The sequence below is a fragment of the Nonomuraea sp. NPDC049624 genome, assembly GCF_040675255.1.
GTDB lineage: Bacteria > Actinomycetota > Actinomycetes > Streptosporangiales > Streptosporangiaceae > Nonomuraea.
Window position 1 is genome coordinate 135514 of record NZ_JBFAOR010000006.1, and the last position, 12303, is coordinate 147816.

Sequence of the window (12303 nt, forward strand, 5' to 3'; positions counted from 1 at the left end):
ACAGACCACTTGGCAGTCACTGACGACGGAGAACGTACCCGACGTAGGAGAACAACACGAGAACGGCGAGTCCGAGCCGTACCAAGTTCGCGTACTGTTCAGGGTAGACGACGCCTTCGATGTAGTGGTCGACGAAGCCGCTCGGCGGCAGGCCCGGCAGCCCTCCCCTGCGCCGCGCCCAGTCCTCGGCGACGGTCAGCGGGCAGTCCACGTGGGTGACGAGCGTCACCACGGCCCAGCCGACGGCCGCGAGGTGGAGGTAGATCGTCCGCCGCCACCGCCAGGCCACGAAGCCGCCCACGGCCACGTAGGCGAGGAAGGCGAAGTGCGTCACCATCACCGCGTCCGCGAGCAGGCGGTACATCATGGCTCTATGGTGGCCGCCTTCCAGGCGTTCACGACGCCGTGCCCGTAAAAGCCGTTCTTGGCCTGGTCGCCCTCGCACTGGTGGGTCTCGTCCTCGCCGTACACCTTGTAGACGTAGGCGCGCGGGGTCGGGCAGGCCACGGGGGTGGCGGTCCGGTAGAGCAGGTCCTCGACGGTGGCGGGGTCCATGGACAGGCCGCCGGGGCCGGGCTTGCCGAACCGGCTGATCAGGATGGCCGCGACGCCGGTGGCGTGCGGGGCGGCCATGGAGGTGCCGTCGAGGTACTGGTAGTAGGAGCAGGCGCCCTTGTGGCAGTCGCGCACGACGTCGGAGCCCTTGGGCTTGCCGGCGGCGTCGATCCGGCCGCCGGCCTTGAGCACGTGCTCGGGGGCGGCGGCCAGGATCGACCGGGTGGCCGCGGCGCCCTTGCCGTCCAGCGCGTCGCCGCCGGGGGCGGCCAGGTCGGTCTGCTCCAGGCCGTAGTCGCTGTAGACGGCCTTGCGTCCGGACGGGCCGACGGCGGAGATCGAGATCACGCCCTTGGACTCGGCGGGCACGTTGACGCACGAGTTGTCTATCTTGCGGGTCTTCTCGTCGCCGCGCGGGTAGCCGGGGCTCTGCTTGTCGGCCGTGGGGTGGCCGAGGTCGGTGGAGCCGTTGCCGAGGGCGGAGATGAGCGTGACGCCCCTGCCGCGGGCGTAGTCGAGGGCGCGCTGCATGCCGACGACGACGGCCCGCTGTTCGAGCTGTTCCTTCTTGGTGTCGGCGGGGTTGGCGGCGCAGTTGAACAGCCAGGGGTCGACGTAGTAGCTCATGTTGACGACGTCCACGCCGATGTCGGCGGCGTAGGTGAGGGCGTCGAGGCTGGGCTTGAGGAAGAAGAAGCCGGAGTCCTGGCCGGCCCTGATGCTGACGATCCGCACGTCCGGGGCGACGCCGGCGATGCCGATGCCGTTGATCGGGGAGGCGATGGTGCTGGCGACGTGGGTGCCGTGGCCGTCGTCGTCCTCGTCCACGGGGTCCTTGCAGGTGGGGACCTCGCAGGGGCCGTCCAGGGTCTCGCCGCGCTCGTCCTTGGGCTTGTCGGTGACGAAGTTGCGGCTCAGCTCGCGGTCGAAGTTGGGGGCGATGTCGGGGTGCTTGCCGTCGACGCCGGTGTCGATGACGCCGACCAGCACCTTCTTGTCGCCGGGGGCCTTGGCGTTGGCCCGGTCGGCGCCGATCATCTTCATGTCCCACTGCAGGTGGGCCAGCGGCTCCTGGCTCAGGCCCTTCCCGGCCATGGCTCCGGCGTCGGGGAAGCCCCGGCCGGTGGGACGGGCGGCGCGGGAGGAGGCGGAGCCGATGACGCGGCGGTCGGGCGAGACGCCGACGACGGCCGGGTCGGCGCCGACGCTCTCGGCGAAGCCGTCGCCGCCGCCCTGGGTGAGCACGTAGCCGAGCTTGCCGTCCTCCTCGACGACCGTGCCGCCGGCGCGCTTGACGGCCGCCAGGGCCTCGCCCTGCTTGCCGTCGGCGTAGAAGACCAGGTTCTGGTTCTGGCCGGTGCGAGGGGTCGCGGTGGGCTGCGCGGAGCCGGTGGGGCCGTCCTGCGCGGGCTGTTCGGGGGTGGCCCGGTCGCCGGCGGCGGCCGAGCACGCGGTCAGGGCGGCGGCGACGGCCAGCGCCGTCAGGCCAGAGGCGACTCGCCGCATTGCTCCCCCATCCACCGACTGTCGCAGAATCTGCATCTTCCCGACACTCAACGGCTGATGCAACTTAGGTGTGAAATTTCGCCAGATGGGGGGCTAAGCGGGCTCTGGGGGTTTTCGTGCGGAGCCCGCTCAGCCGGAGGCCGTACGGGGTCAGGCGTCGCGGTGCAGGCGCACGTTCGGCAGGCAGGCCAGCAGCACGACGCCGACCAGCATGACCGGCGTGACCCACGCGAAGACCCCGGTGACCGCCTCGGCGAACGCCGGCCGTACGGACTCGGGCACCGCACCCGCGACCCCCGAGGCCAGGGCCGCCTGCCCCAGCCTGCCGCTGAAGACGCCCCCGAGCACGGCCACCCCCACGGCGCCGCCCACGTTCCTGGCGAAGGACACCACCGACGTGGCCGCGCCCCGGTCGGCGGCGGGCGCGCTGACCTGGACGGCCAGCATGAGGTTCTGCAGCACCATGCCGAGCCCGACCCCGAACAGCACCATGTACAGCCCGGACGTGACCGCCCCGGTCCCCAGCCCCATGGTCGAGAACAGGAACGCGGCCACCGTCGCCAGCGCCGCCCCGGTCACCACGACCCACTTGTACGTCCCCAGCCGGGTCACCACCCGCCCGGCGACGGCCGAGGCGGCGATCATGCCCGCCATCAGGGGAAGCAGCAGCAGCCCGGAGTTCGACGCGCTGGCCCCGGCGGCCAGTTGCAGGTAGAGCGGGAGGAAGGTGGCCGCCCCCACCATCCCGGTGGCCATCAGCACGATGGTCGCCGTGGCGATCGTGAGCGTGCGGTCGCGGAACAGGCCGAGCGGCAGCACCGGCTCCTTCGCCCTCCGCTCCACCAGCACGAACAGCCCCGCCAGCACGACCGCCCCCAGGCCGAGCCCGACGACGACCGGCGAGGTCCAGGCGTACGTCGTCCCGCCCCACGAGGCGAACAGCGTCAGGCAGGTCAGCACCCCGGAGATCAGCGCGGCCCCCGGCCAGTCGATCCGGTGCGGCGAGGTGCGCCGCGGCAGCCGGAGCACGGCGAACGCGACCGCCAGCGCGACGGCCCCGAGCGGCAGGTTGATGTAGAAGATCCAGCGCCACGAGACGTGCTCGGTGAGGTAGCCGCCGATGACCGGCCCGAGGACGGCGGCCACGCCGATCACCGCGCCGAACAGCCCCTGGAACTTGGCGCGCTCGCGCGGGGTGGCGATGTCGGCCGAGATCGCCAGGGTCAGCACCATCAGGCCGCCGGCGCCGATGCCCTGGAAGGCGCGGAAGGCGATGAGCTGGGCCATCGTCTGGGCGAGCCCGCACAGGGCCGAGCCGGCGAGGAACAGGCCGATGGCCGACAGGTACAGGCGGCGGCGGCCGTACATGTCGCTGAGCTTGCCGTAGAGCGGCGCGACGATGCCGGAGGTCAGGGAGAAGGCCGTGACCAGCCACGACACGTTCTCCAGGCCGTTCAGCTCGCCCACGATGGTGGGGGTGGCCGTGGCCACCACCGTCTGGTCGACGGCGGCCAGGAACAGGCACAGCAGCAGCGAGCCCATGCTGAGCAGGAGGCCGCGCCGCGGTGGGGCCTCCTGGGCGATTGTCGATACCATTCAGTTGTCTCCTTGCTTCTTTCGCGAGGGCAGGAGGAATCCGCGGCGGTCGGGGGTGCCACCCCGATCGCCGCTTTCTTTCCCGATGTGTCAGAGTCCGCGTTCGAGCAGCGCGAACGCCTCGTCGAGCAGTTCTTCGACCGGCTGATCCGTGGCCGCCGACTCCTGGATGGCCGAGATCATCGCGCCGAACGTCGTGATGAGCAGCATCCGGGCGTGGATGCCGCCGGTGACCCCGGGCCTGGCCCGCACGGCGCCGAGGACCGTCTCCATGATCTGGGTCTGGTCGGCGGCGCGCGCCCGGGCGGCCAGCTCGGGATGGCGGTTGCTGAGCTCCATGAACGGCTGCATGGTGTCCCAGATCGGGCGCACGCGCACGGCGAGCTCCCGGGCCACCGCCTTGAGCGAGCGGAAGGCGGGCTCGTCGGCCGGCCGGTCGGCGAGCAGGGCGACGATGTCGTCCGGCCGCCAGATCGGCTCCATGACGAGCGCCTCCTCCTTGGAGGCGAAGTAGTTGAAGAACGTGCGGGGCGAGATGTCGGCCGCCGCGCTGACGGCCTCGACGGTCACGGCGTCGAGGCCCTCGTCGAGCGCCAGCCGCACCGCGGCCAGCCGGATGGCCTGCCGCTTCTCGGCCCGGCGGCGCTCACGGCGCTGTTCCGGACTCTCCATGTGTTGCACTCTACGCAGAATTTGCACACTCTGCAAGACTTGCAGAGTGTGCAAATGACGAAGGGCCCCGGAGCCGTCCGGCTCCGGGGCCCTTCGCGCAGGTCAGACCAGCGGACGCGCCGTCGGCAGGATCGGGTACGGCAGCGCCGTCTCCCCGCTCAGGTACCGGTCGACGCCCGAGGCGGCCGAACGGCCCTCGGCGATGGCCCACACGATGAGCGACTGCCCGCGGCCCATGTCACCGGCCACGAACACGCCGTCCACCTTCGACATGTACGTCTTGTCCCGGGCGACGTTGCCGCGGGCGTCGTAGAAGCCCTCACCCGCGACCTCGGCCAGGTCCTCCAGCAGGGCGCCCTTCTCCGGCCCCAGGAAGCCCATGGACAACGTGATCAGCTCGGCCGGGATCTCCCGCTCGGTGCCGGGGATCGGCTTGAAGCCGTTCTGCGGCCCCTCGACCTCGACCAGGCGCAGCGCCCTGACGTTGCCCTCGTCGTCGCCGACGAACTCGGTGGTGGAGACCGCGTAGACGCGCTCCCCGCCGCCGTCGGCCAGCTCCTCGTGCGCGCTCTCCATCTTGAACAGGATGGGGAACGTCGGCCACGGCTGGCTGCCGGGCCGGGACGCGGGCGGCTGCGGCATGATCTCCAGCTGGGTCACCGACGCGGCGCCCTGCCGGATCGCGGTGCCGATGCAGTCGGCCCCGGTGTCACCGCCGCCGATCACCACGACGTGCTTGCCCTCGGCCGAGATCGGCGCGACCTCGTAGTCGCCCTCCTGGACCTTGTTGGCCGGCGGCAGGTACTCCATCGCCTGGTGGACGCCCTTGAGCTCGCGCCCGGCGACCGGCAGGTCACGCCACTGGGTGGCGCCGCCCGCCAGCACCACCGCGTCGAACTGCTCGCGCAGCTCGGCCGCGGTGACGTCGACGCCGACGTTCACGCCGGTGCGGAACCGGGTGCCCTCGGCCCGCATCTGCTCCAGGCGCCGCTCGATGTGGCGCTTCTCCATCTTGAACTCGGGGATGCCGTACCGCAGCAGGCCGCCGATGCGGTCGGCGCGTTCGAACACCACCACGTCGTGCCCGGCCCGGGTGAGCTGCTGGGCGGCGGCCAGGCCCGCGGGGCCCGAGCCGACGACGGCCACCTTCTTGCCGGTGCGCACCCGCGGCGGCTGCGGGGTCACCCAGCCCTCGGCGAACGCGCGGTCGATGATCTCGACCTCGACCCGCTTGATCGCCACCGGGTCGGAGTTGATGCCGAGCACGCACGCCGCCTCGCACGGAGCCGGGCAGAGCCTGCCGGTGAACTCCGGGAAGTTGTTCGTGGCGTGCAGCCGCTCGATCGCCTCGCGCCAGTCGGTGCGGTACACGAGGTCGTTCCACTCGGGGATGAGGTTCCCGAGCGGGCAGCCGTTGTGGCAGAACGGGATGCCGCAGTCCATGCAGCGGGCCGCCTGCCTGGTCAGCTTCTCCTGCGGGAAGTCCTGGTAGACCTCCCGCCAGTCGCTGATGCGGACGTCGACCGGGCGGCGCGCCGGCAGCTCCCGCTCGTGCGTGAGAAAACCCTTGGGGTCAGCCATCGAGTACGCCTCCCTAGCCCTGAACCGCAGCCGCCATGACGGCCTCGTCGATGTCCCTGCCTTCGGCGCGGGCGGCCTCGGCGGCCGCCAGCACCCTCTTGTAGTCGGTCGGCATGATCTTGCCGAACCGGGCGAGCGCGGCGTCCCAGTCGGCCAGCAGCTGCTTGGCCACCGGGGACGCGGTCTCGGCGAAGTGCTTCTCGACCGTCTCCTTCAGGAACTCGGCGTCCTGCTCGGTCAGCGTCTCGATGGCGACCATCTCCCGGTTGACCCGCTCGGGCCGCAGGTCGAGCAGGTACGCCACGCCGCCGGACATGCCGGCCGCGAAGTTGCGCCCGGTCGGCCCGAGCACGACCACCCGGCCGCCGGTCATGTACTCGCACCCGTGGTCGCCCACGCCCTCGACGACCGCCGTCGCGCCGGAGTTGCGCACGCAGAACCGCTCGCCGACCACCCCGCGGACGAACACCTCACCGGACGTGGCGCCGTACAGGGCGACGTTGCCGGCGATGATGTGCCCGTCGAGCGGCGCCTCCTCGTGCGGCCGGACGGTGATCCGCCCGCCCGACAGGCCCTTGCCGAGGTAGTCGTTGGCGTCGCCGGTCAGCCGCAGCGTGATCCCGCGGGGCACGAACGCGCCGAAGGAGTTGCCCGCCGAGCCGGTGAAGCCGATGTCGATGGTGTTCTCGGGCAGGCCCTGGCCGCCGTACCGCTTGGTCACCTGGTAGCCGAGCATGGTGCCGACCGTGCGGTTGACGTTGCGGATGGGCAGCTCCAGCGTGACCGGGGTGCCGTCGTCGAGCGCGCCCTCGGCGAGCTGGATCAGGGTGTTGTCCAGGGCGTGCTCCAGGCCGTGGTCCTGCTCGACGGTGCGCCGCCTGGGCGTGCCCGCGGGCAGGTCGGGCTGGTGCAGGATCGGCGACAGGTCGAGGCCGCCGGCCTTCCAGTGGTTCTCGGCGGCCGTCGTGTCGAGCATCTCGACGTGCCCGATCGCCTCGTCGAGCGAGCGGAAGCCCAGCTCGGCCAGGTATTCGCGGATCTCCTGGGCGATGAACTCGAAGAAGTTGACCACGAACTCGGGCTTGCCGCTGAAGCGCTTGCGCAGCTCGGGGTTCTGCGTGGCCACGCCCACCGGGCAGGTGTCGAGGTGGCAGACCCGCATCATCACGCAGCCGGAGACGACCAGCGGGGCGGTGGCGAAGCCGTACTCCTCGGCGCCCAGCAGGGCGGCGATGACGACGTCGCGGCCGGTCTTGAGCTGGCCATCCACCTGCACCACGATGCGGTCGCGCAGGTCGTTCAGCAGCAGCGTCTGCTGGGTCTCGGCCAGGCCGAGCTCCCAGGGCGCGCCCGCGTGCTTGAGCGAGGTCAGCGGCGAGGCGCCGGTGCCGCCGTCGTGGCCGGAGATGAGCACCACGTCGGCGTGCGCCTTGGACACGCCCGCCGCGACCGTGCCGACGCCGACCTCGGCCACCAGCTTCACGTGGACCCTGGCCTCCGGGTTGGAGTTCTTCAGGTCGTGGATGAGCTGGGCCAGGTCCTCGATCGAGTAGATGTCGTGGTGCGGCGGCGGCGAGATGAGGCCGACGCCGGGCGTGGAGTGCCGGGTCTTGGCGATCCACGGGTAGACCTTGTGGCCGGGGAGCTGGCCGCCCTCGCCGGGCTTGGCCCCCTGGGCCATCTTGATCTGCAGGTCGGCCGCGTTGACCAGGTATTCGCTGGTGACGCCGAACCGGCCGGAGGCGACCTGCTTGATCGCCGACCTGCGGGTGGCGTCGTACAGGCGCTCGGGGTCCTCGCCGCCCTCGCCGGTGTTGGACTTGGCGCCGAGCCGGTTCATCGCGATGGCGAGCGTCTCGTGCGCCTCCATCGAGATCGAGCCGTACGACATCGCGCCCGTGGAGAACCGCTTGACGATGCTCTCGACCGGCTCGACCTCGTCGATCGGGACCGGCTGCCCCTTGCGCAGCTTGAACAGGCCGCGCAGGGTCATCAGCCGCTCGGCCTGGGAGTCCACGAGGCTCGTGTACTCCTTGAAGATCTCGTAGCGGCGGGTGCGGGTGGCGTGCTGCAGCTTGAAGACGGTCTCGGGGTTGAACAGGTGCGGCTCGCCCTCGCGCCGCCACTGGTACTCGCCGCCGACCTGGAGCCTGCGGTGGGCGTTCTCCGCCCGCGGGTAGGCGTGGCGGTGGCGCTGGGCGGTCTCCTCGGCCAGCACGTCGAAGCCGACGCCGCCCAGGCGGGACGTCGTGCCGGTGAAGCAGGCGTCGATGACCTCCTGGCTCAGGCCGAGCGCCTCGAAGATCTGCGCGCCGGTGTAGGAGGCCACCGTGGACACGCCCATCTTGGACATGACCTTGATGACGCCCTTGCCGTACGCCTTGATCAGGTTGCGCACCGCCTTGTGCTTGCCGATCTGCAGCACACCGGTGTCGACCAGGTCCTCGACGGTCTCGATCGCCAGGTACGGGTTGACCGCGCCGGCGCCGTAGCCGATGAGCAGCGCCATGTGGTGGCACTCGCGGGCCTCGCCGGTCTCGATGACCAGCCCGATCTTGGTCCGGGTCTTCTCCTGGATCAGGTGGTGGTGCACCGCCCCGGTGAGCAGCAACGACGGGATCGGGGCGAGCGTGTCGGAGGAGCCGCGGTCGGACAGCACGATGATGCGCGCGCCGTTCGCGATGGCCCTGGACGCCTCGGCCCTGATCTCCTCAAGGCGGCCGAGCAGCGCCTGGCCGCCGCCGGCGACCTCGTACAGGCCGCTGATGACGTGCGGGTGGAAGCCCGGCAGGTCGTGCTCGTCGTTGATGTGGATGATCTTGGCGAGCTCGTCGTTGTCGATCACCGGGTACGGCAGCACGAGCTGGCGGCAGGAGGTCGGGCCCGGGTCGAGCAGGTTGCCCTCGGGGCCGAGCACGCTGGCCAGCGAGGTGACCAGCTCCTCCCGGATGGCGTCCAGCGGCGGGTTGGTGACCTGCGCGAACAGCTGCGTGAAGTAGTCGAACAGCAGCCGCGGCTTCTCGCTCAGCACCGCGACCGGCGTGTCGGTGCCCATCGAGCCGATCGGCTCGGCGCCGGTCCTGGCCATCGGCGACAGGATGATCCGCAGCTCTTCCTCGGTGTAGCCGAAGGTCTGCTGCCGCTTGACCAGCGCCTCGTGCGTGGGGATCTCCCGCTGCCGGGCGGGCAGCTCCTCGAACCTGACCAGCCCGGCGTGCAGCCACTCCTCGTACGGGTGCGCGGCGGCCAGCTCGGCCTTGATCTCGTCGTCCTCGATGATCTTGCCGCGGGCGGTGTCGATGAGGAACATGCGGCCCGGCTGCAGGCGGCCCTTGCGGACGACGTCCTCGGGCTTGAAGTCCAGCACGCCGGCCTCCGAGGCCAGCACGACCAGCCCGTCGGCGGTCACCCAGAAACGCCCCGGACGCAGCCCGTTGCGGTCGAGCACGGCCCCGGCCAGGGTGCCGTCGGTGAACGTGATCGAGGCCGGGCCGTCCCACGCCTCCATCAGGGAGGAGTGGAACTCGTAGAAGGCCCGGCGCGCCGGATCCATCTCGGTGTGGTTCTCCCACGCCTCGGGGATCATCATCAGCACCGCGTGCGGCAGGCTCCGGCCGCCGATGTGCAGCAGCTCAAGAGCCTCGTCGAAGCTGGCGGTGTCGCTGCCGTCGGGGTCGCAGATCGGGAAGAGCCGCGAGATGTCGCCCGGGATGTGGGCCGATGCCAGCATCGCCTCGCGGGCCCGCATCCAGTTGCGGTTGCCCTTGACCGTGTTGATCTCGCCGTTGTGCGCCACGTACCGGTAGGGGTGGGCCAGCGGCCAGCTCGGGAAGGTGTTGGTGGAGAAGCGCGAGTGCACCAGCGCGATCGCGCTCTCGTAACGCTCGTCGCTCAGGTCGGGGAAGAACGGCTCCACCTGGTCGGGCGTGAGCATCCCCTTGTAGACCACCGTGCGGGCCGACAGCGAGGGGAAGTAGACGTCCGCCTCGTGCTCGGACCGCTTGCGCAGGCAGAAGGCCAGCCGGTCGAGGTCGAGGCCCTGCTCGCCGCCGGGGCTCGACACGAAGAGCTGGGCGAAGTGCGGCATGACGGCGCGGGCGCTCGGGCCCGGCAGGTCGCGGTCGACGGGGACGTCCCGCCAGCCCAGCACCGTGAGGCCCTCCTCGGCCGCGATCTCCTCGATCAGGCCGGTGGCCACGCCCCTGGCCTGCTCGTCGGCCGGCAGGAAGGCGATGCCGGTCGCGTACGCGCCGGCCTCGGGCAGCGCGAACGGCACGCTCGCGCGGTAGAACCCATCGGGGATCTGCGTCAGGATCCCGGCTCCGTCGCCGGTGTCCGGCTCGCTACCCTTGGCTCCCCGGTGATCGAGATTGCACAACGCCGTCAGCGCCTTGACCACGATCGTGTGCCCACGGCGTCCGGCGACGTCGGCGACCATGGCGACACCGCAGGCATCATGCTCGTTGGCGGGGTGGTAGAGGCCCTGAGGCTCGGGGAATCCGAGGTGGGCAGCAGGCATTGAATCCCTCCCGTCGTCTTCGTCTGTCAAGAACTGCTCTACAGGCGGGGACGACGTTGGCCCTGCTGCATATCGTGGGTAGAGATTACCGCACGCTGCCGGAATGGTGCCCGCCACGTCCGCATTGCGAACATTGCGCAAGGTTCCAGCATCCGAACTCACCATCCCAAACCCCGGACCCGGCCATCAGAATTCCCAGGTCACGCCCCTGTTGTCCCATGACCCTCAGGAGCCTCGTAAGCTCACCGCGGACGAGCCCGGCCCTCCCCGGCGGGCGGCCGGACCCGGCCCCGCCCCTCGATAGGGTTGGCGCATGGATCGTGACGGGGTGGAGCGCCTGCTCGCCGAGGCGGGCGTCGACGGCAGGCGGCTGCGGCACGCCCTCACCCTCCTGTGCGACGGCCAGTGGTGGTCCCTGGCCGGCCTGGTCAGGGAGACCGCCACCTCCAGGCGGACCGTCGAGGCCCTGCTGCGCGAGGTGCGCCTGGAACGCTCGGGCGAGAAATTCCGGGTGCCGCCCGGCGACACACCCGCCTACCAGGATCTGCTGGCCATGGCGCCGCCGCCCGAAGACCCGGTGGCCCACCTGCTCCCCCACTACCCCGGCGTGCTCGAACGGCTGACCGCGCTGGTCGCGGGCGCGCCGCGGGCCCGTCACGTGCTCGACCACGTCTCGGCCACCCCCGAGACGGCCCTGCGGCGCGCGCTGCTACTCGGGGCGCGGTTCTGGCTGCCCGGGGCGCGGCTGCTGTGCGTCGGCGACCACGACCTGACCTCGCTGGCCGTCAAGCTGGTCCATCCCGAGACCGACGTCACGGTGGTCGACGTCGACGAGCGCATCCTGGCCTACATCGACGAGCAGGGGCTCGGGGTGCGCACGCGCTGGGCCGACCTGCGGCTCGGGCTGCCGGCCTCGGCGCGGGAGCACGACCTGGCGTTCACCGACCCGCCGTACACGCCGGAGGGGATCGGGCTGTTCGCGGCGCGGGCCGTGGAGGGGCTGAAGGACGACGGGCGGGTGCTGGTGGCGTACGGGGCCAGCGAGCGCACGCCGATGCTGGCGTTCAAGGTCCAGCAGGCGTTGGCGGAGCTCAACCTCGCCTACGAGGCGATCTATCCGGATTTCAATCGCTATTTCGGGGCGGAGGCGATCGGCTCGGCGGCCGACCTCTACCTGCTGCGTCCCACGACCAAGACCCGCCCGGCGGTCAACGCCCGGCTGGGCCGTCAGGCCACGGCCATCTACACCCAGGGCCCCCAGTCGGTCGAGTCGGCCCCCGCGGCGGCGCCGGCGCCCGAGCTGGCCGGGTTCGAGGCTGACCTGCTGGTGGGCGAGTGCCCCAAGGAGCTTCCCCAGCCCCGGGTGCGGCTGGCTACCTGGCTGGCCAAACCCTACGCGGCGGCCGTCGAGCGGGTGGCCGTCGTGCTGCCGCCGGGGCTGGAGGCGGCGCTGCCCCGCGTGCTGCTCGCCACCCGCGCCGCGCAGGTGCGCGTGTGGGGGTCCGACCTGCCGCCGCTGCCCGAGGCGCTGTCCGCCGTCTACGAGTTCCGCCGCACGGGCGGGGCGCTCGACGCCGTACGCCGCCCGCAACCCGCCGGTGCGGCCGAGGCGGCGCTGCGCCGGATCCTCGACAACGGCCACGCCAAACTCGCCAACACCTGGCGGGAGGCCCTCGTCGCGGTGGCCCGCGACCAGGGCACGGCGCTCACCAAGAACGAGGCCCGCACCCTCATCCGCCAGACGGCTCCCTGGTCCGACGACCTGACCGTGCTGGAGGCCCCCCTCCACCGCCTGACCGGCCTGCCCGCCGCCGTCTCCACCACCGTCACCGCCCTCACCACCACAACCCCCTGACCTGTCGGCGACACACCGG

Annotated in this window: 7 protein-coding genes; 1 reads left to right on the top strand and 6 read right to left on the bottom strand. The window is 71.5% G+C overall.

Going from position 1 to position 12303, the window contains the following annotated elements:
- Positions 1-16 precede the first annotated feature (16 nt).
- The 6 genes from AB0J76_RS25305 to gltB form a co-directional block, all read right to left on the bottom strand.
- On the bottom strand, positions 17-367 hold the full coding sequence (locus tag AB0J76_RS25305; RefSeq protein ID WP_352327604.1) for a DUF2784 domain-containing protein: 351 nt from the start codon (positions 365-367) through the stop codon (positions 17-19).
- Complete coding sequence (locus AB0J76_RS25310; protein ID WP_352327605.1) at positions 364-2061, bottom strand: S8 family serine peptidase; 1698 nt, start codon at positions 2059-2061, stop codon at positions 364-366. Before AB0J76_RS25310 ends, AB0J76_RS25305 begins: the two co-directional genes overlap by 4 nt.
- A 150-nt stretch (positions 2062-2211) precedes the next feature.
- Complete coding sequence (locus AB0J76_RS25315; protein WP_352327606.1) at positions 2212-3657, bottom strand: MDR family MFS transporter; 1446 nt, start codon at positions 3655-3657, stop codon at positions 2212-2214.
- 90 nt (positions 3658-3747) lie between these two features.
- Positions 3748-4329 (bottom strand): helix-turn-helix domain-containing protein, encoded by a 582-nt coding sequence (locus tag AB0J76_RS25320; RefSeq protein ID WP_352327607.1) that lies wholly within the window; start codon positions 4327-4329, stop codon positions 3748-3750.
- Between the two features lie 102 nt (positions 4330-4431).
- Complete coding sequence (locus AB0J76_RS25325; protein WP_352327944.1) at positions 4432-5910, bottom strand: glutamate synthase subunit beta; 1479 nt, start codon at positions 5908-5910, stop codon at positions 4432-4434.
- A gap of 13 nt (positions 5911-5923) precedes the next feature.
- Entirely contained in the window at positions 5924-10429 is a 4506-nt protein-coding gene (gene gltB / locus AB0J76_RS25330) for a glutamate synthase large subunit (RefSeq protein WP_352327945.1), read from the bottom strand.
- Between the two features lie 313 nt (positions 10430-10742).
- Here gltB and AB0J76_RS25335 point away from each other — a divergent pair, with 313 nt between their 5' ends.
- Complete coding sequence (locus tag AB0J76_RS25335) at positions 10743-12284, top strand: bis-aminopropyl spermidine synthase family protein (protein ID WP_352327946.1); 1542 nt, start codon at positions 10743-10745, stop codon at positions 12282-12284.
- Positions 12285-12303: the final 19 nt, after the last annotated feature.

Excerpts from the sequence above, each read along its gene's own strand:
- AB0J76_RS25305 (WP_352327604.1), bottom strand. The coding sequence starts at position 367 with ATGATGTACCGCCTGCTCGCGGACGCGGTGATGGTGACGCACTTCGCC.
- AB0J76_RS25310 (WP_352327605.1), bottom strand. The coding sequence starts at position 2,061 with ATGCGGCGAGTCGCCTCTGGCCTGACGGCGCTGGCCGTCGCCGCCGCC.
- AB0J76_RS25315 (WP_352327606.1), bottom strand. The coding sequence starts at position 3,657 with ATGGTATCGACAATCGCCCAGGAGGCCCCACCGCGGCGCGGCCTCCTG.
- AB0J76_RS25320 (WP_352327607.1), bottom strand. The coding sequence starts at position 4,329 with ATGGAGAGTCCGGAACAGCGCCGTGAGCGCCGCCGGGCCGAGAAGCGG.
- AB0J76_RS25325 (WP_352327944.1), bottom strand. The coding sequence starts at position 5,910 with ATGGCTGACCCCAAGGGTTTTCTCACGCACGAGCGGGAGCTGCCGGCG.
- gltB (WP_352327945.1), bottom strand. The coding sequence starts at position 10,429 with ATGCCTGCTGCCCACCTCGGATTCCCCGAGCCTCAGGGCCTCTACCAC.
- AB0J76_RS25335 (WP_352327946.1), top strand. The coding sequence starts at position 10,743 with ATGGATCGTGACGGGGTGGAGCGCCTGCTCGCCGAGGCGGGCGTCGAC.